This window comes from Burkholderia sp. ZZQ-2, assembly GCF_050768715.1.
Taxonomy (GTDB): domain Bacteria; phylum Pseudomonadota; class Gammaproteobacteria; order Burkholderiales; family Burkholderiaceae; genus Burkholderia; species Burkholderia cepacia.
Genome location: NZ_LDVA01000276.1, coordinates 1 through 23608, shown reverse-complemented (window position 1 = coordinate 23608; position 23608 = coordinate 1). Strand labels below are relative to the sequence as shown.

Below are 23608 nucleotides of genomic sequence, written 5' to 3'. Positions count from 1 at the left end.
TGGCGGCGGTCGCTGCTACGCTAGGGCCTGTTCATGCGAGTCCCGTGCTTCGCGCGGGGCCGACGGCCGTCTTTCGGGGATGCGCGGTGAATGCCGTCGCGGGCCGGCCGCCGGTGCGAACGGGGGCGCTTCGTTAAGGCGTGCCCGCGTCGCTTCGTGCCATCGTTTCAGACAGAAGACAGAACACACCTCATCCATGGAACACTCTCCGACACGCCGCTCGCTGTTGCTTGCCGCCGTGGCCGCGCCGTTCGTGGCCGCGTGCACGTCCGCGCCGGTCGCCGACCAGGGGCGCGCCCACGCCGCCCAGGCCGAATTGACCGCGCTCGAGAAGGCGTCGAATGGCCGGCTCGGTGTCGCCGCGCTCGATACGTCGAACGGCGTGCGCATCGCTCACCATGCGCGTGAACGCTTCCCGCTGTGCGGCACGTATGCGGTCGTCGCGGCTGCCGCGATGCTCGCGCGCGGTTCGCTCGACGCGTCGCTGCTGCCGCGCCGGATTCTTTACCGCCGCTATGAAATCGTGTCGGGCTCGCCGGTCACGGAAAGCCACGTCGACACGGGCATGACGATCGAGCAGCTGTGCGTGGCGATGCTGCAGTCGGGCGACAAGGGGGCCGGCAACCTGCTGATGGGCGTGCTGGGCGGCCCGCAGGCCGTCACGTCGTTCGCGCGCGCGAGCGGCGACACGTCGTTCCGCCTCGATCACTGGGAACCCGAACTGAATCACGCGGCGCCCGGCGACGAGCGGGACACGTCGACACCGGTCGCGATGATCGACACACTGCAGCGGCTGGTGCTCGGCAACACGCTGCCCGAACCGCAGCGCGCGCAGCTGACGGAATGGATGGTCGGCGGCGCGCGCGGCGCGACCGGCATCGCGGCGGGCGTGCCGCCGAGCTGGCGCATCGCGGACAAGGCCGGCACGGGCGGTTACGGCACGACGGCCGACGTCGCCGTGCTGTGGCCGCCGTCGCGTGCGCCGATCGTGATGGCCGTATCGTTCACGCAGCCGCAAGCCGCGGCGGCGGCCCGCGCGGACGTCGTCGCGTCGGCGGCGCGCATCGTGGCGGGTGCGCTCACCGCGACGGCCTAGGGCCAGCGCAAGCCCGTTATTAGCGGGAACAGGCCCTAACGCCTCGCGCCTCGCGCAAAACCGGCGTTTGGCTTATCGTGTCGGACAGCGCGCGCCGGAGCCGGCGCGCGGCCCTTTCGCGCCGTTTTTGCGTTTGCCTTCTTCATGCACCGACTTCCGCCCCTGCACGCACTGCAGATCTTCTCGACGGTGGCCCGCCACCGCAGCTTCACCCGCGCGGCCGAGCAGCTGTGCGTCACGCAAGGGGCGGTGAGCCGGCAGATCCAGACGCTCGAGGCGCATTACGGCTTTCCGCTGTTCAAGCGGCATGCGAAGGGCCTCACGCTGACGGCGGAAGGCGAACAGTTGCTGCCGGTCGTCAACGAGAGCTTTGCGCGGATCGAGGACATCTCGATGAAGCTCACGCGGCAGCGCACCGATCTCGCGCTGAAAGTGCCGACCTGCGTGATGCGCTGGATGCTGCCGCGCATCATGCGCTTCCAGGACGAGCATCCCGATCTCCACGTGCAGATCACGACCGCGTGGCAGCACGTCGTCGATTTCTCGACCGAGCCGTTCGACGCGGCGATCGTCTACGGCACGTCGCCGGGCGCGGGCGTGTTCGCGCTGCCGCTGTTCGACGAGCGGCTGACGCCCGTCTGCGCGCCCGAATTGCGGCAGACGTCGCCGCTCGACTCGGTCGGCGACCTGGTGCGTCACACGTTGCTGCATCCGACCCGCGATCATCGCGACTGGCGCGCCTGGCTCGATTACGCGGGCGAGCGCGGCGTCGATCCCGCGCGCGGGCCGACGTTCGACACGCTCGATCTCGCGACGAACGCGGCGATGCAGGGCTTGGGCGTCGCGGTCGGCGACGTGACGCTCGTCGACGACGACGTCAGCGCGCGCCGGCTCGAACGGCCGTTCGATCTCGTGCTCGAGACGGGCGCGCGCTACTTCTTCGTCTATCCCGAGAACATCGGCAACCAGCAGAAGATCCGCGCGTTCAGCGACTGGATCGCGCGCCACCGCGACTGAGCGGCGCCGCGCGCGTTCACCGAACCGGCGTGCGGAACCCGCCGGGCGTCGCGCCGGCGAGCGGCTTCACTGGTATGTCACGACCGCGATCATCGGTGCGTGATTGTTGCCGGGACGGCTCGGTAAAACGATTGCGCGCGAGGCCTGAGTAAAGGTCGTGGTCTTGATCGCCTGCTGGCTCGCCGCGTCGACGAACGCGATCTGGCCGGTTGCCGGGCGCGGACAGTCGGCGCGTACGCGCCCATTGGCGAGATCGGGCGTATCGAGCGCGAACGAGCAGGGCGGCTCGACGATCATGCCGGAGAAGTGGATGATGCCGGACGCGCCGGCGGCGAAGGACGAGGAAGTGGCCAGAAGCGAGGCAGCCAGGGCGAACGAGGCGGCGATATGGCGGTGCTTCATGACAGGCTCCATATAGGAAGCGCGTCGCAGCGGGGCCGCTCGGGTGGCAGTCCGTCAACGCCGCGATGCTGTATGCGTAAACGGCAAAACCATTGGGCCTCTTGAATGAAAAAATCGAAATAATGACTATAGGCAAACGATTGCGAATTGCTTGAATCAATGTAGGCCGAATCTGCGTAATCGCAAGTCAGGGAAAAGCCGGGGGGATAAGATCGAACGGCGAACGGTCGTCGCGACCGTTGTGCGGGCAACGGCCTCGCGCCGTCCGGAAAGCAAAAACGCCGCTCGTCTCGAGCGGCGTTTTGCGTTGGGGCGAAGGTGCGCCGTTCAGTTCATGCGCTTGCGTACCGCGCCGACGATCACGAGCAGCACGATCGCGCCGACGATCGACGCGATCCAGCCCGCGCCCTGGCCCGGCGAGTACCAGCCGGCGGCGCGGCCGACGTAGCCGGCGATCAGCGAGCCGACGATGCCGAGCACGGCGGTCATCAGGATGCCCATCTTGTCGTCGCCGGGCTTGAGCGCGCGGGCGAGGAGGCCGACGATGAGCCCGACGACCAGGGTTTCGATGAATTGCAGCATGAACGCCTCCCTATTGCGGTTGAGCTGTTGACGAAACGAAGTTGACCCGTGCGGCGCACAAGGGTTCCATGCGGCGGCAAGCCGGCGCGTGGCGTGCCGAGTATCGCATGGCGGCGCGACGTGCGGATGTCACGCGGCCGGCGCGCCCGGCGCAGGCTCGAGACGACGATAGCCTTCGGTTGCATTCAGCAGCGTGCGCGTGTAGTCGCGCGCCACCTGCCCGGCGCGCACGTCCTCGATCCGGAGCTGCTCGACGATCTCGCCCTGCTGCATCACGGCGACGCGCTGGCACAGGAAGCCGATCACCGCGAGGTTGTGGCTGACGAGGATCATCGTCAGGTTGTGTTCGCGATGCAGCCGGCGCAGCAGGTTCAGGATCTCGGCCTGCACCGACACGTCGAGCGCGGACGTCGGCTCGTCGAGCAACAGCACGCGCGGCTCGACGATCAGCGCGCGCGCGATCGCGACGCGCTGCCGCTGGCCGCCCGACAACTGGTGCGGATAACGAAACCGGAACGTGGGGCCGAGGCCGACCTCGGACAGCGCGCGGGCGATACGCGCATCGGTGTCGCTCATGCCGTGGATCGACAGCGGTTCGCGCAGCGTCTGGTCGACCGTGAAGCGCGGATGCAGCGACGCGTACGGATCCTGGAACACCATCTGCACGTGGCGGCGAAACGCACGATCGGGCGTGCCGCCGACCGGCCGGCCGTCGATCGACAGGCTGCCGGACGCGAGCGGCACGAGGCCCGTCAGCGCGCGCAGCAGCGTCGACTTGCCGGAACCCGATTCGCCGACGAGCCCGAACACCTCGCCGTCGCGCACCGCGAAGCTCGCGTCGCGCACGGCGTCGACGTGACCCGTGCGGGTCGGGAAACGGATCGATGCGTGATCGACGTCGATCATCGTGCGGCCTCCTGTCGATCGGCGGGCGGCGCGGGTTCGAGCCACGCCGGATCGCGCCGCAGCACGGGCAGTTCGTCCGGCGGGTTCGCGAGCGGCGGGTTCGCCGCGAGCAGCCCGCGCGTATAGGGATGGGAAGCGTTGCGCAGGTCGCGCGCGGCGCAGGTTTCGACCACGCGGCCCGCGTACATCACCGCGACGCGATCGCAGAACGACATCACGAGCGGCAGGTCGTGGCTGATGAACATCAGGCCCGTGTCGTGGCGCGCGATCATCGCGTCGAGCACCGCGAGCACCTGCATCGACACGGCGACGTCGAGCGCGGAGGTCGGTTCGTCGGCGATCAGCAGGCGCGGGCCGGTCGACACCATCATCGCGATCATCACGCGCTGGCCCATGCCACCCGACAGCTCGTGCGGATACGCATCGGCCACGCGCGCCGGGTCGCGGATCTGCACGGCCGCGAGTGCATCGACGATCCGCTCGCGCAGCGCTCGGCCGCGCAGCCCGGGCTCGTGCAGCCGGAACGCTTCGCCCATCTGCTTCGCGACCGTCATCACCGGGTTCAGCGAATATTTCGGGTCCTGCAGGATCATGCCCATCTGGCTGCCGCACAGCCGCCGGCGTTCGCGCGGCGACATCGCGAGCAGGTCGTGGCCCGCGAAGCGCATCGTGCGCGCCGACCAGCGCGCGGCGTCGGGCAGCAGGCCGAGCAGCGCGCGGCCCGTCAGCGATTTGCCGGAGCCCGATTCGCCGACGATGCCGAAGCGTTCGCCGGGCGCGAGCGTCAGCGACAGGTCGCGCACGGCATCGGTGACGGTGCCGTCGTGCCCGCGAAAGCCGATCTTCAGGCCGTCGATCTCGCACAGCGGCGCGGGCGTGGGGGCGGGGTTCATCGGCATGTCACGCTCCATGACGGGGATCGAAGACATCGCGCAGCCCGTCGCCGAGCAGGTTGAACGCGAGGCTCACGAGCAGGATCGCGCAGCCGGGCAGCGTCGCGACCCACCACGCGTCGAGCAGCACGTTGCGGCCCGACGCGACCATGAAGCCCCACTCGGGGCTCGGCGGCTGTGCGCCGAGGCCGAGGAAGCCGAGGCCTGCGACGGTCAGGATGATGCCGGCCATGTCGAGCGTCGCGCGCACGATTACCGACGACATGCACAGCGGCACGATGTAGCGCAGCAGGATGCGCGGGCCCGACGCGCCCTGCAGGCGGGCGGCGTGGATGAAGTCGGCCTGCGCGATGCGGATCGTCTCCGCGCGCGCGAGCCGCGCATACGCGGGCCATGCGGTGATCGAGATCGCGACGACCGCGTTGATCACGCCGGGCCCGAGCGCGGCCGCGAATGCGAGCGCTAGCACGATCTTCGGGAACGCGAGCGCGATGTCGGTGATGCGCATCAGCACGCTGTCGACGAAGCCGCCGCAATAGCCGGCCGTCGTGCCGATCGCGAGGCCGATCGGCACGACGATCACGACGACGAGCAGCGCAATGCCGAGCGTGAGACGCGAACCGGCGATCAGCCGCGAAAGGATGTCGCGGCCGAGCTGGTCGGTGCCGAGCCAGTGCGACGGCGAGCCGGGCGGCAGCAGCCGGTCGGACAGCACCTGGCGCAGCGGATCGTGCGGCATGATCAGCGGGCCGACGATCGCGACGACGATCAGCGCGACGAGGATCGCGAGCCCGAACAGGTTGAGCGGGTTGCCGGCGAAACGGCGCCAGCGGCGATACGCGAGGCCGAGTGCGGCCTGCGAGCGCGAGGCGGGCGCGTCGGACAGCAGCCACGCGCGCAGCGTGAGACGCTCGGCGTTCATGGTTGGACAACCTTCGGCATGGGCGATGAAAGAAGCAGGGTGGAAGCGGTCATGTCGTGTCGGCGCCTCAGCGCGCGCGCGGATCGAACACGCGGTACAGCGCGTCGGTCAGCAGGTTGACGGTGATGAACATCGCGCCGATCACGAGCGTCGCGCCGAGCACCGCGTTCATGTCGGCGTTCAGCAGCGCGCCGGTCAGGTACGAGCCGAGCCCCGGCCACGCGAACACGATCTCGGTCAGCACCGAGCCTTCGAGCAGGTTGCTGTAGGTGAGCGCGATCACGGTGAGCAGCGGCACCGCGATGTTGCCGAATGCATGCCGCCAGATCACGCGGCGCTCCGGCAAGCCTTTCGCGCGCGCGGTGACGATGTATTCCTGGCTCAACTGGTCGAGCATGAACGAGCGCGTCATGCGGCTGAGATACGCGACCGAGTAGTAGCCGAGGATCGCGGCCGGCAGCGCGATGTGCGATACCGCATTGCGGAACACGTCCCATTCGCCCGCGAGCGCCGCGTCGATCAGCAGGCTGCCGGTGCGCGGATCGACCATCCCGTCGTACACGGGATCGAGCCGGCCCGGCCCGCCGACCCAGTGCAGCCGCGCGTAGAACAGCAGCAGCCCCATCAGCCCGAGCCAGAACACCGGCACCGAATTGCCGATCAGCCCGACGAAGCGCGCGATGTGATCGATCGGACGGTTGTGCTTCACGGCGGCCGCGACGCCGAGCGGCACGCCGATCGCGATGCCGATCAGCGTCGCGATCGTCGCCAGTTCGAGCGTGGCCGGGAATACGCGCTTGATGTCGTCGAGCACGGGGTTCGCGGTCAGCAGCGACATGCCGAGATGGCCGTGCAGCACGTCGCGCGCATAGATCAGGAATTGCGTGACGAGCGGCTTGTCGAGCCCGAGCGCGATGCGTTCGGCCGCATATGCCTCGGCCGACGCACGATCGCCGAGGATCGCGAGCACGGGGTCGATCGGCACCTTGCGGCCGATCACGAACGTCAGCGCGAGCAGCCCCGCGAACGTGACGGCGAGCGTGAGCGTCCAGCGCAGCACGCGCAGTGCCCAGCGCACGGCCGGGCGCCGCGCGGGCAGCGTGCGCAGGGCTTCGAGGGAGGAGGCGGGAGTCGACATGCGGTGAATCTTATTGCTTCTTCAGGTTGCGGTACGACACGAGATCGTTGATCGGCCCGACTTCGAGCCCGCTCACGCCGGGCCGCGTCGCGACCTGCGCGACTTTCTCGAACATGATCACGAACGGCGAGCGCGCGAGCATCTCCTTCTGCATCGCCTGATACCGTTGCGCGCGTTTCGCGGCGGTCGGTTCGGCGAGCGCGGCGTCGGTTTCCTTCGTCAGTTGCGGAATGTCCCAGCTGTTGCGCCAGGCCAGCATTTTATAGCTCGACTTGTCGGAATTGTCGGGGTTCCACGCAAATCCCTGCGCGTTGCTGTGCGGATCGATGTAGTCGGCCGACCATTCGCCGATGTAGATGTCGTGCTGGCGCGCGCGGTATTTCGCGAGCGTCTGCTTGTTGTCGCCGGGGATCAACTGCACCTTGATGCCCGCCTGCGCGAAGTTCGCCTGCACGGCCTGCGCGATTTCGGTGTACGGATAATCGTTGCGCACGTCCATCGTCACCGAGAACCCGTTCGGCACGCCGGCCTTCGCGAGCAGCGCCTTCGCCTTCGCGACGTCGAGCCGGTACGGGTTCGCGTTCAGCGTGCCGAGGAAACCTTCGGGCAGGAAGGTCTGGTGGACCTTGTAGGTCGTCTTCACCACGTTGCCCTGGATGCCCGCATAGTCGACGAGCCACTTCAGCGCTTCCTGCACGTCGGGCTTCGCGAGCGTCGCATTCTTCGTGTTCAGGCCGAGATACAGCAGCGTCGCCTGCGGCGATGCCGACACCTTCGCCTTGCCGGATTTCACGACCGACGCCAGATCGTCGGGGCTCAGGTCGCGTGCCGCATCGACGTCGCCGTTCTCCAGCAGCAGGCGCTGGCTCGCGGCTTCGGGCACGTGGCGCAGCACGATGCGCTTCATCGCGAGCGGCAGGCGGTAGCCGTCGAAGCGCTGCAGCACGACGCTGTCGCCGGCGGTCCACTTGACCAGCTTGTACGCGCCGGAGCCGGCCTCGTTGGTCTTCAGCCACGCGTTGCCGAAGTCGCTGCCCTGCTGGTGCGACAGCAGCAGCTTCCTGTCGAGCACCGAGGCGGGCCAGGAGCCCAGCACGTTCAGGACGAAGGTCGGCGCGTACTTCTGGTCGGTCGTGACCGACACCGTCAGGTCGTCGAGCTTCTTCACGTTGGCGACGACGTTCGCCTTCGTGAGCCCGATACCGGTCAGCACGGCCGCCGGCCCCTTGTCGAGCAGCACCGCGCGCTGGATCGACCACGCGACGTCGTCGGCCGTCAGCGGGTTGCCCGAGTGGAACTTGAGGCCGGGGCGCAGCTTGAACGTGTAGGTCAGCCCGTCGGTGCTCACCGTCCACGACTGCGCGACGTCGCCGTTGAATTTCGACGGATCGCGCAGGTCGACGCGCACGAGCCGGTCGTACGTGTTCGCGACGTATTCCTCCGGCACCAGTTCGTAGACCTCGCCCGGGTCCAGCGTCGTGAATTCGTCGAGCAGCGTGGCCATCACGAACATGTCCTTCGGCGTCTCCGCATGCGCGGCGGACAGCGGAACGGCGGCGAGAACGGATGCGGCGGCCAGCGCCGCGACGAGCCGGGATGTCAGGGGTTTCATCTGCGCTCCATGGGTCGTTGAAGTCGTTGAACGTGAACGGTGGGGAGAATGCGTCGGGCCATCACATCAGGCGCCACGGGCCGCTTGCCGCATTGTCGATCTGGGGCAGCGCATGCGAGCCGGGCAGTTCGTAGTGCCACCATTCGCTGTCGATGTGCGCGAAGCCGGCCGCGTGCATCACGCCGAGCAGCAGCAGGCGGTTGCGCTGCACGGCTTCGGGCAGCCCCGCGTGGAAGTGGCCGGATGCGGCGACCATCTCGTCGAAGCCGGTGCCCATGTCGAGCGGCTCGCCATCCGCGCCGACGAGCGTCAGGTCGAGCGCGGTGCCGCGGCTGTGATTCGAGCCGCGGCCGAGATCGGCGACGAAGTTCGGGTCGGGCAGGAAATCCCACAGCACCTGCTGCGCCTGCGGCGGCCGGTACGCATCGTAGATGCGCAGCGTGAAGCCGGCCTGCGCGGCGACGTTCACCGCGCGGCGCAACGCGGCTTCGGCCGGTGCCAGCAGCAGGCAGTGCGCGCGGCGGTAGATCGGCTTGCCGGTCAGGTTGCGGTCGGTCGCGTAGACGAGGTCGATGTCGACGCGATGGGTGGCGGGCGTGATTTCGACGAGGCGGTGGTCGTTCATTGGCGGTTCGGGTTCGGTCGGGCTCGCTCAGGATTCGAATTGGTCGAACGTGTGCTGCAGTTCGCGGTTGCGCGCGACGCGCCGGTCGATCGCGGGGCCGAGGCGGTCGACCACGGCCGTGATCAGCAGGTTGAACAGGCAGGTGAGCGGTGCGAGCGAATCCCAGAACTGGCCGACGTCGGTCTTCACCTGCAGCAGGTCGGCCGGCCAGTCGCGCGCCCACGGGCACGAGAGGTCGGTGACCAGCGCGAACGGCTGCCCGCGCTCGGCGGCCGCCTGGCAATAGCGGCGCGCGCTGCGCGAATACGCGCGGGTGTCGGTGACGATGCAGTACGGCTGCTCGAATTCGGAGTTCAGCGAATCGACGTACGAGCCCGACTGGCCGTCGGAATAGAACACGCGCGGGCGCAGGTACTCGAGATAGCTGCTGAACGCGTTGCTGATCCCGCGCGTCGACTGGATGCCGAGGATGAATACCGCGTCCGCATGCGCGATCCGGTCGGCGACCTGCGCGAACACCGGGCCTTCGGCGAGGCGGTACACGTGGCGGATCGCATTGAGCTCGCGCTCGAGCGACGATGCGAGCGGGCTGTTGCCGGCATCGCCGTTTCCGTTTCCGTGGGCCGGTTGCGTACCCGCGATGCGGCGGTATTCGTCGAGCCGATCGGTGATCATCCACGGGCGATCGCCTCCGCCGCGCAGCTCGCGTTTCAGGTCGTCGAGATTGCGGTAGCCGACGCTGCGCAGGAAGCGCCCGACCGAGATGCCGCTCGTGCCGGCCTGCTGCGCGATCTGGTCGGCCGTTTCGAGCCCGAGCCGGTCGAGGTTCGCGAGCATGTAGCTCGCGATGCGCTTCGCGGTCGGCGTGAGCTCGGCGTAGCGGGATTCGACGGTACGGGCGAACGCGCAGGTCATCGGCTGTTAGATCGTTGTCGTCTGATGATCGAATGTCATCCATCTAACGAAGCCAAAATCATTCGCGCCAGCGGATAAAAACTATGGTGTGAGGATAGGTGATAGGGTCGGAAGTGCGTTCGACGGTGGGGCGGTCGGCGCCGGAAAGGGTATGGTTTTATCTCTTTCAGGAATAATTTGCGTTTATGTCTGATAGAGATAATTTGCGTTTATGTCTGTCAGGCATATACTGCGTTTATTGTCTTCGGGGATCCATGCCGTGAACTTCATCGTCAATACGTCCGCGCAACTGGGCGAAATCCTGTCTTCCGCGCGTCAGGCAAAGGGCCTGACACAAGCGGAAGCGGCCGGGAGAATCGGCGTGGGTCAGTCGCGCCTGTCGTCGCTCGAAACCACGCGTACCGAAAGCCTGTCACTTAGTCAGTTGCTCGAGTTGACCGCGCTATACGGTCTCGAACTCAGCATTCGCACGAAGGACGGGCACGACGCAGCCGACGTCGAGTGGTAAGCGATGGGACGCAGAACGCACACGCGCGCATTGTCGATCTGGACGAACGGCCAGCGGGTCGGCACGTGGCGGATTCCCGCGCGCGGCGACATGGAACTCCTGTACGACGCCGACTGGAAACAATCAGCCGTCGGCCGCCCGTTGTCGCTGTCGCTGCCGTTCGGTGTCGGCGAAGCACCGCTGCGCGGCGAACGCGTGAATCACTTCTTCGACAACCTGCTGCCGGACAGCGATGCCATTCGGCGCCGCCTGGCCGCCCGGTTCGGCACGGCGACGACCGAGCCGTTCGATCTGCTTGCCGCGCTCGGCCGCGACTGCATCGGCGCGGTGCAATTGCTCGGCGAGGACGATGCGCCGACCGGCCTGAATCGCATCGACGGTACGCCGCTGTCGGACGACGACGTGGCACGCGTGCTCGATCAGGCGAGCGGGGTGGCGACGGCAGGCGGGGACGACGACGATTTCCGGCTGTCGCTGGCCGGCGCGCAGGAAAAGACCGCACTGCTGTTTCATGACGGGCGCTGGATGCGCCCGCATGGCGCGACGCCGACGACGCATATTCTGAAATTGCCGCTCGGGCTGGTCGGCAACAAGCGGGCCGACCTGACGGCCTCCGTCGAGAACGAGTGGCTGTGCCTCGCGATCCTGCGCGCGTTCGGCCTGTCGGTCGCGCAGGCGGAAATCGTGCGTTTCGGCGCGCACAAGGTTCTGTCCGTCGCACGCTTCGATCGTGCGTTGCATCGCGATGGCGGGTGGCTGTTGCGCTTGCCACAGGAGGACTTCTGCCAGGCGCTCGGCGTGCCGCCTCATCTGAAGTACGAGTCGCACGGCGGCCCCGGTGTGCCCGATCTCGCAGGCCTCCTGCGCCGCTCCGAAACGTCGCGGGAAGATCTCGACACGTTGTTCGCCGCCCTGATCGTGTTCTGGATGCTTGCCGCACCGGACGGGCATGCGAAGAACTTCAGCCTGCGCCTGCTGGCGGGCGGCCGTTTCCGGCTGACGCCGCTTTACGACGTGATGTCGATCTGGCCGGTCGAAGGCGACGGCGCGAACCAGTGGTCGTGGCACAAGGCGAAGCTCGCGATGGCCGTGCACGGCAAGCGCAAGCACTATGCGATGCGCGACATCACGCGACGGCACTTCAGCGCGATGGCCGAGCACTGCCTGCTCGGCGATATCGCGACGCCGATCGTCGAACGGCTCGTCGCGATGACGCCGCATGTGATCGAATCGGTCGCCGCGGCGTTGCCGCCCGGCTTTCCGGCACGGGTCGCGGAACGGATTCTGGGCGGCTTGAGGTTTGCCGCGCAACGGCTCGACGCGATGCCGCGAGAGTGAACCGCTTCCGGTCGCGGCGCAGGTCGCCGGGATCCGGTGTATTCGCATCCGCACAGGCCCGCTCGATACGATCGGTGATTCGAATCGGCCGCGTCGTATCCCGATCTCGTGCTCTCGCCATACAGGGTCGTCACGACCGGGCGCAATCCTATCCCCTCATTCACCGAAATCCGTTCCCTTCCCGCCATCCCGCTGCACCGCAATAATTACAAATTTAAAGCCGATCAGCTTAAGTCATTAATTCAGGTTAATAATTCATTTAATTTATTCGTCGAATTGTATTTAACTTGCGTGACGGGATGTTCGATTTTCGATAATCCGAAAAACGGCATGTGTTCCGTAATGGGAATTCACTTGATCGCAAGAATGAAGGAGAAGTCATGACGAATCTTTCTCGACGCAGGATGCTGGCGAATACGGCCGGCGCCATTGCCGCCGCCGGTATTGCGGTATCGGCCAAGGCCGCCTCGTTCGGCAATCCGGACAGTCCGCCGGAAGGCGCGGTCAATGCGCGCAACCGTCAGAGCCTGACCGATCCGGGGCCCAAAAATCCGGCTATCGCCAACCAGTTTCCGTCCTTTCAGGATCCGCCGGCCACCGATATCAACGGCATGCCGTTATTCTGGGCCTCGTTCAATAATGCGCATAAAAGAATTCAAAATGGCGGATGGGCGCGTGAAGTCACCCAGGACGATTTTGCGATTTCCGAAACCATTTCCGGCGTCAACATGCGCCTGACGCGCGGCGGCATTCGCGAGATGCACTGGCACCAGCAGGCCGAGTGGGCCATCATGCTCGACGGCCGGTGCCGGATCACGGTGCTCGACGAACTCGGGCGGCCATCGGTGCAGGACGTGAAAACCGGCGATCTCTGGTATTTCCCGCCCGGCCTGCCGCATTCGCTGCAGGGCCTCGGCACCGACGGCGCCGAATTCCTGCTCGCGTTCGATAACGGCCGCGCATCCGAATTCAACACGCTGCTGCTGACCGACTGGGTCGCGCACACGCCGCCCGACGTGCTCGCGCTCAACTTCGGCGTGCCGGCCGACGCATTCCGGAACATCCCGCTCGACAACCTGTGGATCTTCCAGGGCGACGAACCGGGCCCGCTCGCGGAAGCCCAGCGCGCATCGGCGTCGGCGGCAGGGGCGCCGCCGCATCCGTTCATCTTCTCGCTCGGCGACATGAAACCGGTCAGGAAGACCCGCGGCGGCGAAGTGCGGATCGCGGACAGCACGAACTTCAACGTGTCGACGACCGTCGCGGCGGCGCTCGTCACCGTGCATCCGGGCGGCATGCGGGAGCTGCACTGGCACCCGAACGCGGATGAATGGCAGTACTACCTGCAGGGCGAGGCACGGATGACCGTGTTCGACACGGGGCCGAAGGCGCAGACGGCCGACTTCCGCGCGGGCGACGTCGGCTACGTGAAGAAAAGCCTCGGGCACTACGTGCAGAACACCGGCAACACCGATCTGGTGTTCCTCGAGATCTTCAAGACCGACCGCTATGCGGAAGTGTCGCTGTCCGACTGGCTCGCGCATACGCCGCCGAAGCTCGTCGAAGCACACCTGAACGTCGCGCCGGACGTGATCGCGCAGTTTCCGCGCAACCGTCCCGACGTCGTGCCGCTGTAACGCCGCCGCTGCCGCCGCGGCCGGCAGCCGACATGCCGGCCGCGGCGCCAGACCTTCAGGAATCCTGCTTCATTCGAACGGAACACCACCATGATTCCCGTCACGAACAAACCTGCCGGCGGCTTCGCGCTGCCGAGTCTGCCTGCCGGCCACACCGGCCACCCCGACGGCGCGGCGCGTGCCGCGCTGGAAGGGCGCCGCACCGGCGTCGCCGCGCTGCTGCCGTTCGTCGGCCCGGCCGTGATCGCGTCGATCGGCTATATGGACCCCGGCAACTTCGCGACCAACATCCAGGCCGGTGCCGCGTACGGCTACCGGCTGCTGTGGGTCGTGCTGGCCGCGAACGCGATCGCGATGCTGTTCCAGGCGATGTCGGCGAAGCTCGGCATCGTGACCGGCCGCAATCTCGCGGAGCTGTGCCGCGACCGGTTTCCCGCGCCGGTCGTATGGGGGATGTGGGTCGCATCCGAGATCGCCGCGATGGCGACCGATCTCGCCGAATTCCTCGGCGGCGCGCTCGCATTCGGGCTGTTGTGCCACCTGTCGCTGTTCGCGGGGATGATCGCGACGGCGCTCGCGACCTGCGCGATCCTCGCGCTCGAAAAGCGCGGCTTCCGGCCGCTGGAAGCCGCGATCGCGGCGCTGGTCGGCGTGATCGGCGCGTGCTATCTCGGCGAACTGCTGATCGCGCCGCAGGACTGGCACGCGGCCGCGTTCCACCTGGTCGTTCCGCAGATTCCGGATCGCGCGGCGCTGACGATCGCGGTCGGGATCATCGGCGCGACGATCATGCCGCACACGCTGTATCTGCATTCGGGGCTCACGCAGGATCGCACCGCGCCGCGCGACGATACGGAGCGGCGGCGGCTCGTGCGCTTCTCGAATCGCGAGGTGGTCGTCGCGCTCGGGCTGGCCGGGTTCGTGAATCTCGCGATGGTGATGATGGCGTCGTCGGCGTTTCACGCGAGCGCGCCGGGCATGACCGACATCGGCGACGCGTATCACACGCTGATCCCGGTGCTCGGGCCGGCGGCCGGCGCGCTGTTTCTCGTCGCGCTGCTGACCTCGGGCGTGTCGAGTTCGGTGGTCGGCACGATGGCCGGGCAGGTCGTGATGCAGGGCTTCATCCACCGCCGCATGCCGGTCTGGGTGCGGCGCGCGGTGACGGTCGTGCCCGCGTTCGCAGTGGTCGCGCTCGGCTGCGACGTCACGCGCGCGATGGTCGCGAGCCAGGTGGTGCTGAGTTTCGTGCTGCCGATGCCGATGATCGCGCTGCTGATGCTGTCGGCGCGCGCGGACGTGATGGGCGCTTACGCGATGCGGATGCCGCTGCGGATCGTCGCCGGCGCGGCGACGGTCGTGATCGTCGGGTTGAATGCGTACCTGGTGTGGGCGGCATTCAATTGACCGGCGGCGGGCCGCCGCCTGCTGCCCGCTGCCTACTGCTGCATGTCCGGCGCCTCGCGCAGCCGCCAGATCGCATTGCACTGCTGGCCGCCGAGGCTCGTCGAGCGCAGCGTGACGACGGTGCCGGGCGCGATCCGGTACGTGAAATGCGCCGTCAGCTCGGTGCCTTTCCGCTGCGGCTGCCCGTCGACCAGCACTTCGCACAGCAGCGGCGACGGCGACCCGGACGGGTGCGTGACATAGACGTTCAGCCGCGCGATGTCGCGTGTCGCGGTGAACACGACTTCGTGGTTCCCGCTGCCGATCAGCATCGTGCCGCCGGGTTCGTCGATCGCCTGCAGGTAGGCGCCCGCGCTTGTCTCGATCGTTGCGGTCGCAACGGTCAGCCCGGCCGAGCGCACGTAGTCGGTTGCCGCGATGCGCGCGGCGACCGCGTCGGACTGTGCCGGCCTGCCGTCCGACAACGCGAACGGCACGCCGTCGCGCAGCGCGGCGTCGACGTGGTTCGCGTAGTAGCGCCAGCGGTCGAGGAAGCGGATGTCGCCGGTCATGTGCAGCGCGCGGATCGGCTCGCCGTGATACCGGAGCGTCGTCGTGCCGGTGCCGGCATCGAACGCTTCGTGAATGCCGTACTTGCTGACGAAGTTCTGGACCGGATCGAGCAGCGCCGTTTCGCCCTGGGCGCTCCACAGGTGCAGGAACGTCGTATCGATCCCGAAGCATTCCTGGAAATCGGTGCCGATGCGGGCGGCGCAGTCGCGCAGGTGGCCGGCGTAGCGTGCCCACGCGTCGGCGGTCCCGGCAACGAGCCCGGCCTGCAAGGCGCTGCCGTGGCGTGCGGAGACTTCGTCGACGACGAGGCGCCAGTGATGGTCGCGCCGCTCGCCGATCAGCGGCGTGACGACGAACGTGCAGAACAGCGGGTCGGGGCACGCGTGGAGCCGGTCGTCGCCGATCTGCGAGAACAGGTCGAACGGCGGCGCGCAGAACCAGATGTCGGCGTCGTACAGCGCGAGCTTGCGGATCTGCGGGTTGCGTGCGCAATATTCGGCGGCCTCGATGAAGCGGCCGACCGGCAGCGCATACGCGCTCGACGCGTCGATCACGTCGACCGACTGGCTCGCGAGGATCTGCCGCTTGCGGTCGGACAGCCCGTAGCCGATCACCGCGATCCGGCCGTCGTAGCCGGTGTGCCGCAGCGACAGCAGGAACGGCACGAGCATCTCGTACCACGCGCGGTTGTTGTCGTTGATCGCCACGCAGACCGCGTGTTCGCTCGATTGCATGTTCGCCCCCCGTTGCGCGCGCCCGGCTCAGTAGCCGACGTGGCGCTCGCAGACGACCGCGCCGCAACCGCGGCTGTCGTGATACGTAATATGAAACTGCTTGTTGTCCCACAGCCACTGGAACACGGCCTGGTACACGCCGGCCACGGTCATGTCGTGCAGCACGATCTTCTTGCGCGCCAGCGGGCCGAAACGGTTCAGTTCGGCGAGCGTCTGCTCGTACGTATGGGTGGTGTCGATGAACAGCAGGTCGGCGGCGAGCGGCTCCATCGCGAGATCGTCGGCGATCCGGAATTCGAAGTCGATCGACAGGTCTTTCGCCGCCTGCTCCAGTTCGGGCCGGATCTGGAAATACTCGTCGGAGATGTCGACCGACACGAGGCGCTTCGGCTGCGCGAGCAGGAAGGCCGTCGTGGTCAGCCCGGTGAACACGCCGAGCTCCAGGATGGTGTCGCATCCGGCGGCCGTTTGCGTATAGAAGTCGAAGCGGGAGGGGCTGTCGCCGAGCCAGCCGATCGGCTCGATCTTGTACTGAAGGAACTCCATTCGCAGTTGTTGTAGCGTGCGCATCCTGTTTTCCTTGGCGAAGCGGATTGGCGGATCCCGATCGTCGCCGGTCGCGGCCGGCGTCCGTGGCGTCGCGCATTGTAGATCGCCCGCGCCGCACGGCATAGCACCGCCACGGCGGCCCGCGGCGATTACCCGCGCGCCGGCAGGGCCGGGCGCGCGGGCGGGCGCCATTATTTCGCCAGCGTGCGGTATGACACGAGGTCGTTGATCGGCCCGATTTCCGGCCCGGTCACGCCGGGGCGCGTCGCGACCTGCACGACCTTCTCGAACATGATGATGAACGGCGAGTTCGCGAGCACGGCCTTCTGCAGCGCTTCGTAACGCTGCGCGCGTTTCGCGGGCGACGGCTCGACGAGCGCGGCCTCGGTGTCCTTCGTCAGTTGCGGAATGTCCCAGCTGTTGCGCCACGCGAGCATCTTCGTCGGCGACTGGTCGGAGTTGTCCGGATTCCACGCGAAGCCGCGCGCATTGCTGTTCGGGTCCATGTAGTCGGGCGACCATTCGCCGACGAAGATGTCGTGCTGGCGCGCGCGATACTTGCCGATCGCCTGCTTCGCATCGCCCGGAATCAGCTTCACGCGGATGCCGCCCAGCGCGAAGTTCGCCTGCAGCGCCTGCGCGATCTCGAGGTACGGATAGTCGTTCGGCATGTCCATCGTCACGTCGAAACCGTTCGGCAGGCCGGCCTTGGCGAGCAGCGCCTTCGCCTTCGCGACGTCCTGCCTGTACGGCCGCGCATTCGACGCGCCGAGGAAGCCTTCGGGCAGGAAGGTTTCATGCACCTTGTACGTCGTGCTGACGATGTTGCGCTGGATGCCGTCATAGTCGACCAGCCATTTCATCGCCTGCTGCACCTCGGGTTTCGCGAGGTTCGGGTTCTTCGTGTTCAGGCTCAGGTACAGCAGCGCGGACACCGGCCACGATGCGACCTTGATCTTGCCGGCCTTCGTCAGCGCGGCGAGGCTGTCGGGGCTCAGGTTGCGCGCGGCGTCGGCGTCGCCGTTCTCCAGCAGCAACCGTTGCGCGGACGCTTCGGGCACGTGGCGCAGCACGACGCGCTTCATCGGGTACGGCGTGCGGTATTTCTCGAAACGCTGCAGCACGATGGTCTCGTTGGGTGTCCACTTGACGAGCTGGTACGGGCCCGAGCCCGCGTCGTTGGTCCGGAGCCAGCCGCTGCCGAAATCGTTGCCCTGCTGGTGCGACAGCAGCAGCTTCTTGTCGAAGACCGATGCCGGGCATGCGCTCAGCACGTTGAGCACGAAGCTCGGTGCGTACTTGCGGTCGGTTTCGAGCACGACGGTCTGCGGATCGACCACGCGCACCTTCTGCGCCACGTTCGCCTTCGTGAGGCCGAGGTCGGCGAGCACGCCGGCCGGCCCCTTGTCGAGCAGGATGGTGCGCTGCAGCGACCACGCGACGTCGTCGGCGGTGACCGGGTTGCCGGAATGGAACGTGAGGCCGGGGCGCAGCTTGAACGTGTAGGTCACGCCGTCGGCGCCGACCGTCCACGATTGCGCGATCTGCCCGTCGAAGCGCGTCGGGTCCTTCAGGTCGACGCGCACGAGCCGCTCGTAGGTATTCGCGACGTACTCCGATGGCACCAGTTCGTAAATCCCGCTCGGGTCGAGGGTCGTGAATTCGCCGAGCTGCGTGGCGACGACGAAGATGCCGGGCGGCGTGGCCGCCTGCGCCGGCAGCGCCGGAACAAGCGCGACGAGCGCGGCGCTGACGAACAGCCGGGACAGCAGGTGCTTCATGCGGGCTCCGTTGAAAGGGAATCGTGGGTGCGATTCTCTCATCGACGGCCACCCGGATGAAAATATTCAGCGTGCGCGCCGACGGGCCGGCGCGCAGGCGCGAGCCGGGCGGGCGCCCGGCATCGGCGGGGTTCGGATCAGATCAGGCAGCGTGCGAGCGCGAAGCGCATCGTTTCCTCGGGCGGCTCGCTGCCCGAGCCGCGCACGACCTTGACGACCGAACCGTTGCCCGACGGCGTCAGCGTGACGAAGTACGAGTTCGAGCCGACGGCGATATCGGTCACGCCGTTGTGCTGCGATTGCTCGGTGCCCGGCAGGCGGCTGTCGAGGCAGTTGGCGATCGCGTAGGCCGGACGTTGCGACGACACGTACATCATCGGCGCCGCGCCGGACGAGGCGGCCGAGTCGGACGACGGCGCGGAACCGCAGGCGGCGAGCAGGGCGGCGGGAAGGAGCAGCAGGAATCGTTTCATGGTGGGTCGTCGTGGGTCTCGTATCGAGGCTGGGGCGCGGGGTAGGCGAAACGCGAAGCTTCGCGACGAAACCGCCCGGAATCGGGCCATTTTTGACGGACGACGATGCGGCAGGCGGCTGACGACGGAGTATACCCGCAGCATTTGACGCCGTTGACGCGTTGAAACGATTCGATACACAACAAGCACCCGCTGCCGCGCGGCGGCAGCGGGCGTTTCAGGTGGTGGCGAATGGGCACCTGCCGGTGTTGTCGATCTTATTGGCCGATCTGGTGGCTGACCGCATTTTCCTGCTGGTTCAGCACGTGCTTTTCGCTCTTCGTGATGTGGCTGCGATCCTGCGCAGCCATGTCCCGCTCTTCCCGGCGGATCTTGCGGTCGTCACGGTGCAGGCGCGCGGCCTGTGCGTGCGACATTTCGCCTTCCTTCACTTCGTGACGGATCCGGCGATTCTGGTTTGCGAGGCGCTGGTTGACCGCTTCGCGGCGCGGATGCGCCTGTTGCCACGGCGTGTCGGCGAACGCGGTGCCGGTCAGTACCGACATCAGGGCGGCGGCAATCGCGAGATGGCGGGTCAGGGCTCGCATGGTGTTTTCTCCTGTCGTTGCGCGCTCGAATCGTGGGCGCTTGTCCAGAAAACGCGGCGCGGGCACCGGCTGTTGACGTTTCCGCCTGTATCGATTGCAAGTCTTTATTACGTCGGCGCGTGGCGGCGCGGGCTCCGGCCGCCGCGCACGCGGATCAATGCGCGCCGGCCGCCGCCGCGTCGGCATCGCCGCCGCCCGAGCGCGACGGTTTCGTGATCCAGATCAGCGGAATGATCGCGACGAAGATGATCGCCGATACATAGAAGATGTCGTTCAGCCCCATCACGGCGGCTTGCGAATCGACCGACGAGTTGAAGAGCGCGAGCGCCGAATCGGGGCTCAGGTGCAGCAGCGAGCGCGTCGTGTCGACGTGTTGCGCGAAGGTCGGGTTGTCGATGCTCGCCTGTTCGGTGAGCCGCGCATGATGCAGGATCGTGCGGTCGTTCCAGGCGTTGCTGATCAGCGACGTGCCGACGGCGCCGCAGAACGTGCGGCCGAAATTCGACAGGCCGGCGGCGGCGGGGATCTTTTCCGGCGGCAGCCCGGACAGGATGATCGACGTCAGCGGCACGAAGAACATCGCCATCGGGATGCCTTGCAGCAGCGTCGGCAGCACGAGGTCCCAGCGCGACACGTCGGTGTAGAAGGTCGTGCGCATCATGAACACGACCGCGAAGCCGACGAACGCGAGCGTCGCGATGTAGCGCGGATCGGTGCGCGGCAGCAGGCGCCCCATGACCGGCGTGAGCAGGATCGCGAACACCCCGAGCGGCGCGGTGGCGAGCCCCGAATCGACCGCGCGGTAGCCGAGATAGCCCTGCATCCACTGCGGCAGCAGCACGAGCGTGCCGAAGAACATCCCGTAGGCGACCGAGATCGCGATCGTGCCGCCCGCGAAATTGCGCTGCGTGAAGAGCCGCAGGTCGACGATCGGGTTGGCCTCGTGCAGCTCCCACACGAGGAAGAACGCGAAGCCGATCAGCGCGACGATGCCGAGCGCGACGACGACGGGCGAGTTGAACCAGTCGAGATCCTTGCCCTTGTCGAGCATGATCTGCAGCGATGCGACCCACAGCACGAGCAGCAGCAGGCCGACCGTATCGATCGGCAGGCGGCGCGTGGCCGATTCGCGATCCCGGAACACGATCCACGTGACGGCGGCCGCGAAGAAGCCCACCGGGATGTTGATGTAGAAGATCCACGACCAGTTGTAGTCGTACGTGATCCAGCCGCCGAGCGACGGCCCGGCGATCGGGCCGACGAGCGCCGTCATCGACCACAGCGCCAGCGCGCTCGACGATTTCTGCCGCGGCCACGCGCCGAGCAGCAGCGCCTGCGACAGCGGCGCGAGCGGCCCGGCGACCGCGCCCTGCAGGATTCGCGCGGCGAGCAGCGTCGGCAGGTTCGGCGCGATCCCGCACAGCCATGACGCGAACACGAACAGCAGGATCGACGTGACGAACAGGCGTACCTGGCCGAAGCGCTGCGTGAGCCAGCCCGTCAACGGAATCGACACCGCGTTCGCGGCCGCAAAGATCGTGATGACCCACGTGCCTTCGTCGACCGACACGCCGAGGTCGCCCGAAATGGTCGGAATGGCGACGTTCGCGATCGACGAGTCGAGCACGTTCATGAACATCGCGAGCGATACCGCGATCGTGCCGATCGCGAGCTTGCCGCCCGACAGCGGGGCTGGAGATGACGGAGTGGACATGGGTTTCCTGCGTAAGAAGCGTAAGGTGCTTGACGGCTGCGGCCCGTCGCGGCGGGCATGCGCCGCCGCGCACGCACGCGCGCGAAGGCGACGCAGGCGCGGCGCGGCTGCTGAACGGAAGGGCGCACGGCGCGCGATGCGGCCCGGTAGCCGGGGCCGACGCGTGCGATGTGCGGCTCGATCGGATGCACGAAGCCGTGACGGACTTCGGAAGGCGGGATGCTGCCGGTCAGGAAGGCGGGACGCGCGTGACGCGTCTGCGGGCAGCGGTCAGGCGGCTGGCGTCGCCGGTAGAGTCGTTGTGCATCGCGACAGGCTAACGATGCGGCGAGCCGCCATCAACACGGGCCGGCTCATTAATCGATTTCGCGCCGCGCAATAATCGGTGTGCGAACCGTGCCGAACCGAGCCGGTTACGGTGCGGTTCGCCATGCGGTGAACAGTTCCGCGAGGAAATCGACGAACGCGCGCACCTTGCTGTCGAGCGTCGCGCGCCGCGGGTACAGCACGTGCAGTTCGACGTCGTCGGCCCGGTGCCAGTCGGGCAGCACGATTTCGAGTTCGTTCCGTTCGAGCCGGCGGGCCGTGTAGTGCGTCGAGGCCAGCGCGATGCCGCCGCCGCTCGCGGCCTGGCGCAGCACCGTCACCGATTCGTTGGTGATCAGCACCGGCCGCACCGGCACGTCGGCGACTTCGCCGGCCGCATTGGTGAGCCGCAGCGTCAGGCCGGGCGCGTCGCGGCCGACGAGCAGCAGGTCGTGCCGCGCGAGATCCTGCGGCGTGGCGGGCCGGCCGACGCGGTCGAGATAGGCGGGGCTCGCCGCGAGCTTCGCCTGCGACCAGCCGAGCGAGCGTGCGATGTAGCTGGAGTCGGTCAGCACGCCCGCGCGCAGCGCGACGTCGAAGCCGTGCTCGACGAGATCGAGCGGGTTGTTGTCGTAGATCAGCACGAGCTGGACGAGCGGGTAGCGCCGGCGAAACTCGGCGAGCGCCGGCTCCAGTTCGAACAGGCCGATCGAGTAGGGCACCAGCACGCGCAGCGTGCCTTCCGGCGCCATGCGCAGCGCGCGGGCCTGGCGGTCCGCGTCGAGCAGGATGTCCTCGGCGCGCAGGCAGCGCTCGTAGTAGTCGCGTCCGGCCTCGGTGACGGACACGCGGCGCGTGGTCCGGTACAGCAGCTGGACGCCGAGATCGTCCTCGAGCTGCTTGACCTTGCGGCTCACGCGGCTGAGCGGGATGTCGAGTTGCGTGGCGGCGGCGGTGAAGTTGCCGCGCTCGACCACGCGCAGGAATATGCGGATGCTTTCGAAGTTCATACGGGGTGCTTCCGTGTTCGACCTGCGCGCATCTTACCTTCGCCGGCCGGATCGCTCCGTGCGGCGGCGATTATCCTGCCCGGTGCAATAACGCATCCTGTCCGCGCCTCTTAGTGGCGGCGCGCCCCCGTATGCTCGCCGCATGAAATTCGCCTTGCCCGATCTGCCGCCGCGCGCGGCCTTCCGCACCGTGCTGCGCGACGCACGGCCCACGCTGCCGCCCGGTGCGCTCGCCTTCGCGTTGCGCAACACGGCCGCGTCGCTGCTCGCGCTCTACATTGCCTTCCGGATGAATCTCGACGACCCGAAATGGGCCGCATCGACGGTGTGGATCGTCGCGCAGGGCAGCCGCGGGATGGGCTTGTCGAAGAGCCAGTACCGGATTCTCGGCACCGCGATCGGCGCGGTCGTCGCGCTCGTGCTGACCGGTGCATTCGCGCAGACCCCCGAACTGTTCCTGCCGGCGCTCGCCGCCTGGATCGGCCTGTGCGCGGGCGTCGCGACGTTCCAGCGGAATTTCCGCGCCTACGCGGCGGTGCTCGCCGGCTACACGGCCGCGATCGTCGCGATGGATGCGGTATCCGCGCCGTTGCACGCGTTCGACATCGCGGTCGCGCGGTTCCTCTACGTGGTGGTCGGCATCCTGTGCGGCGCGCTGTTCGATACGGTCTTCGCGCCGGGCGCGCCGCTGGACGATGTCCGTACGCGCCTCAAGCGCTATCTCGACCGCGCGGCGGCGGTCGGCGCGGGGGCGCTGCGCCGCGAGCCGAACGTCGCGGCCGTGCACCGGCTGTTCGCGGATGCGCTCGAACTCGACACGGCGGCCGAATATGCGGCCACCGGCGCGCCGCCGGTGCGCAACGCGATCGGTCATCTGCGCACGGCGGTGCTGGGCGTGCTGTCC

The 23608-nt window shown here is 67.6% G+C and carries 23 protein-coding genes; 7 read left to right on the top strand and 16 right to left on the bottom strand.

The window, feature by feature from the left end:
* Window positions 1-196: 196 nt before the first annotated feature.
* Together bla and ABY44_RS22510 are read left to right on the top strand one after the other, a co-directional pair.
* Complete coding sequence (gene bla / locus ABY44_RS22515) at window positions 197-1096, top strand: class A beta-lactamase (RefSeq protein ID WP_060173424.1); 900 nt, start codon at window positions 197-199, stop codon at window positions 1094-1096.
* Window positions 1097-1240: 144 nt separating this feature from the next.
* Window positions 1241-2113 carry a LysR substrate-binding domain-containing protein gene (locus tag ABY44_RS22510; protein WP_027791898.1) on the top strand — a complete coding sequence of 291 codons (873 nt, stop codon included), beginning with the start codon at window positions 1241-1243 and terminating at the stop codon, window positions 2111-2113.
* A 66-nt stretch (window positions 2114-2179) separates the two neighbouring features.
* Here the strand turns inward: ABY44_RS22510 and ABY44_RS22505 are convergent, their stop codons facing one another.
* The 9 genes from ABY44_RS22505 to sapR form a co-directional block, all read right to left on the bottom strand.
* On the bottom strand, window positions 2180-2515 hold the full coding sequence (locus ABY44_RS22505; protein ID WP_027791897.1) for a hypothetical protein: 336 nt from the start codon (window positions 2513-2515) through the stop codon (window positions 2180-2182).
* A 327-nt stretch (window positions 2516-2842) separates the two neighbouring features.
* Entirely contained in the window at window positions 2843-3097 is a 255-nt protein-coding gene (locus ABY44_RS22500; protein WP_027791896.1) for a GlsB/YeaQ/YmgE family stress response membrane protein, read from the bottom strand.
* A gap of 129 nt (window positions 3098-3226) precedes the next feature.
* Window positions 3227-4003, bottom strand: a complete 777-nt coding sequence (locus ABY44_RS22495; protein ID WP_060173423.1) for an ABC transporter ATP-binding protein — start codon at window positions 4001-4003, stop codon at window positions 3227-3229.
* Window positions 4000-4902, bottom strand: a complete 903-nt coding sequence (locus tag ABY44_RS22490; protein WP_060173422.1) for an ABC transporter ATP-binding protein — start codon at window positions 4900-4902, stop codon at window positions 4000-4002. Before ABY44_RS22490 ends, ABY44_RS22495 begins: the two co-directional genes overlap by 4 nt.
* Window position 4903: 1 nt before the next feature.
* Window positions 4904-5818 (bottom strand): nickel transporter permease, encoded by a 915-nt coding sequence (gene nikC / locus ABY44_RS22485; protein ID WP_027791893.1) that lies wholly within the window; start codon window positions 5816-5818, stop codon window positions 4904-4906.
* A gap of 67 nt (window positions 5819-5885) precedes the next feature.
* Window positions 5886-6956, bottom strand: coding sequence for an ABC transporter permease (locus ABY44_RS22480; RefSeq protein WP_027791892.1), 1071 nt, complete (start codon window positions 6954-6956; stop codon window positions 5886-5888).
* A 10-nt stretch (window positions 6957-6966) separates the two neighbouring features.
* A complete protein-coding gene (locus tag ABY44_RS22475; protein ID WP_059496889.1) occupies window positions 6967-8568 on the bottom strand; it encodes an ABC transporter substrate-binding protein in 1602 nt (533 codons plus the stop codon).
* Window positions 8569-8629: 61 nt separating this feature from the next.
* On the bottom strand, window positions 8630-9193 hold the full coding sequence (gene ddpX / locus ABY44_RS22470; RefSeq protein ID WP_027791890.1) for a D-alanyl-D-alanine dipeptidase: 564 nt from the start codon (window positions 9191-9193) through the stop codon (window positions 8630-8632).
* Window positions 9194-9220: 27 nt separating this feature from the next.
* Entirely contained in the window at window positions 9221-10108 is an 888-nt protein-coding gene (sapR, locus tag ABY44_RS22465; protein WP_060173421.1) for a sap1 transcriptional regulator SapR, read from the bottom strand.
* A 259-nt stretch (window positions 10109-10367) separates the two neighbouring features.
* On the opposite strand from sapR, the gene ABY44_RS22460 reads away from it, so the two are divergent.
* The 4 genes from ABY44_RS22460 to ABY44_RS22445 all read left to right on the top strand — a co-directional run bounded on the left by ABY44_RS22460 (window position 10368) and on the right by ABY44_RS22445 (window position 14998).
* A complete protein-coding gene (locus tag ABY44_RS22460; RefSeq protein ID WP_021161351.1) occupies window positions 10368-10616 on the top strand; it encodes a helix-turn-helix domain-containing protein in 249 nt (82 codons plus the stop codon).
* A gap of 3 nt (window positions 10617-10619) precedes the next feature.
* Window positions 10620-11954 (top strand): type II toxin-antitoxin system HipA family toxin, encoded by a 1335-nt coding sequence (locus ABY44_RS22455; RefSeq protein WP_060173420.1) that lies wholly within the window; start codon window positions 10620-10622, stop codon window positions 11952-11954.
* Window positions 11955-12334: 380 nt separating this feature from the next.
* Window positions 12335-13591, top strand: a complete 1257-nt coding sequence (locus ABY44_RS22450) for an oxalate decarboxylase family bicupin (protein WP_060173419.1) — start codon at window positions 12335-12337, stop codon at window positions 13589-13591.
* Window positions 13592-13681: 90 nt separating this feature from the next.
* A complete protein-coding gene (locus ABY44_RS22445; RefSeq protein ID WP_060173418.1) occupies window positions 13682-14998 on the top strand; it encodes an Nramp family divalent metal transporter in 1317 nt (438 codons plus the stop codon).
* 32 nt (window positions 14999-15030) lie between these two features.
* Here the strand turns inward: ABY44_RS22445 and ABY44_RS22440 are convergent, their stop codons facing one another.
* The 7 genes from ABY44_RS22440 to ABY44_RS22410 form a co-directional block, all read right to left on the bottom strand.
* Window positions 15031-16284, bottom strand: a complete 1254-nt coding sequence (locus tag ABY44_RS22440) for a hypothetical protein (RefSeq protein WP_060173417.1) — start codon at window positions 16282-16284, stop codon at window positions 15031-15033.
* Window positions 16285-16311: 27 nt separating this feature from the next.
* A complete protein-coding gene (locus ABY44_RS22435) occupies window positions 16312-16854 on the bottom strand; it encodes a class I SAM-dependent methyltransferase (RefSeq protein ID WP_021161346.1) in 543 nt (180 codons plus the stop codon).
* 170 nt (window positions 16855-17024) lie between these two features.
* Window positions 17025-18614, bottom strand: a complete 1590-nt coding sequence (locus tag ABY44_RS22430) for an ABC transporter substrate-binding protein (RefSeq protein WP_059687091.1) — start codon at window positions 18612-18614, stop codon at window positions 17025-17027.
* A gap of 137 nt (window positions 18615-18751) precedes the next feature.
* Window positions 18752-19087 carry a hypothetical protein gene (locus ABY44_RS22425; RefSeq protein WP_021161344.1) on the bottom strand — a complete coding sequence of 112 codons (336 nt, stop codon included), beginning with the start codon at window positions 19085-19087 and terminating at the stop codon, window positions 18752-18754.
* Window positions 19088-19344: 257 nt separating this feature from the next.
* Window positions 19345-19674, bottom strand: a complete 330-nt coding sequence (locus ABY44_RS22420; RefSeq protein WP_060173416.1) for a hypothetical protein — start codon at window positions 19672-19674, stop codon at window positions 19345-19347.
* A 154-nt stretch (window positions 19675-19828) separates the two neighbouring features.
* Entirely contained in the window at window positions 19829-21388 is a 1560-nt protein-coding gene (locus ABY44_RS22415) for a DHA2 family efflux MFS transporter permease subunit (protein WP_027791881.1), read from the bottom strand.
* Between the two features lie 413 nt (window positions 21389-21801).
* Window positions 21802-22704, bottom strand: coding sequence for a LysR family transcriptional regulator (locus ABY44_RS22410; protein WP_060173415.1), 903 nt, complete (start codon window positions 22702-22704; stop codon window positions 21802-21804).
* 142 nt (window positions 22705-22846) lie between these two features.
* On the opposite strand from ABY44_RS22410, the gene ABY44_RS22405 reads away from it, so the two are divergent.
* The coding region (locus tag ABY44_RS22405) for an FUSC family protein (RefSeq protein ID WP_431642149.1) at window positions 22847-23608 on the top strand (762 nt) is incomplete at its 3' end.

Bases quoted from the DNA above. Each gene is read 5' to 3' on its own strand.
- ABY44_RS22480 (WP_027791892.1), bottom strand. From the start codon at position 6,956: ATGTCGACTCCCGCCTCCTCCCTCGAAGCCCTGCGCACGCTGCCCGCG.
- ABY44_RS22500 (WP_027791896.1), bottom strand. From the start codon at position 3,097: ATGCTGCAATTCATCGAAACCCTGGTCGTCGGGCTCATCGTCGGCCTC.
- bla (WP_060173424.1), top strand. From the start codon at position 197: ATGGAACACTCTCCGACACGCCGCTCGCTGTTGCTTGCCGCCGTGGCC.
- ABY44_RS22420 (WP_060173416.1), bottom strand. From the start codon at position 19,674: ATGCGAGCCCTGACCCGCCATCTCGCGATTGCCGCCGCCCTGATGTCG.
- ABY44_RS22410 (WP_060173415.1), bottom strand. From the start codon at position 22,704: ATGAACTTCGAAAGCATCCGCATATTCCTGCGCGTGGTCGAGCGCGGC.
- ABY44_RS22450 (WP_060173419.1), top strand. From the start codon at position 12,335: ATGACGAATCTTTCTCGACGCAGGATGCTGGCGAATACGGCCGGCGCC.
- ABY44_RS22415 (WP_027791881.1), bottom strand. From the start codon at position 21,388: ATGTCCACTCCGTCATCTCCAGCCCCGCTGTCGGGCGGCAAGCTCGCG.
- nikC (WP_027791893.1), bottom strand. From the start codon at position 5,818: ATGAACGCCGAGCGTCTCACGCTGCGCGCGTGGCTGCTGTCCGACGCG.
- ABY44_RS22445 (WP_060173418.1), top strand. From the start codon at position 13,682: ATGATTCCCGTCACGAACAAACCTGCCGGCGGCTTCGCGCTGCCGAGT.
- ddpX (WP_027791890.1), bottom strand. From the start codon at position 9,193: ATGAACGACCACCGCCTCGTCGAAATCACGCCCGCCACCCATCGCGTC.
- ABY44_RS22510 (WP_027791898.1), top strand. From the start codon at position 1,241: ATGCACCGACTTCCGCCCCTGCACGCACTGCAGATCTTCTCGACGGTG.
- ABY44_RS22430 (WP_059687091.1), bottom strand. From the start codon at position 18,614: ATGAAGCACCTGCTGTCCCGGCTGTTCGTCAGCGCCGCGCTCGTCGCG.
- ABY44_RS22505 (WP_027791897.1), bottom strand. From the start codon at position 2,515: ATGAAGCACCGCCATATCGCCGCCTCGTTCGCCCTGGCTGCCTCGCTT.
- ABY44_RS22490 (WP_060173422.1), bottom strand. From the start codon at position 4,902: ATGCCGATGAACCCCGCCCCCACGCCCGCGCCGCTGTGCGAGATCGAC.
- ABY44_RS22475 (WP_059496889.1), bottom strand. From the start codon at position 8,568: ATGAAACCCCTGACATCCCGGCTCGTCGCGGCGCTGGCCGCCGCATCC.
- ABY44_RS22495 (WP_060173423.1), bottom strand. From the start codon at position 4,003: ATGATCGACGTCGATCACGCATCGATCCGTTTCCCGACCCGCACGGGT.
- ABY44_RS22440 (WP_060173417.1), bottom strand. From the start codon at position 16,284: ATGCAATCGAGCGAACACGCGGTCTGCGTGGCGATCAACGACAACAAC.
- sapR (WP_060173421.1), bottom strand. From the start codon at position 10,108: ATGACCTGCGCGTTCGCCCGTACCGTCGAATCCCGCTACGCCGAGCTC.
- ABY44_RS22435 (WP_021161346.1), bottom strand. From the start codon at position 16,854: ATGCGCACGCTACAACAACTGCGAATGGAGTTCCTTCAGTACAAGATC.
- ABY44_RS22425 (WP_021161344.1), bottom strand. From the start codon at position 19,087: ATGAAACGATTCCTGCTGCTCCTTCCCGCCGCCCTGCTCGCCGCCTGC.
- ABY44_RS22455 (WP_060173420.1), top strand. From the start codon at position 10,620: ATGGGACGCAGAACGCACACGCGCGCATTGTCGATCTGGACGAACGGC.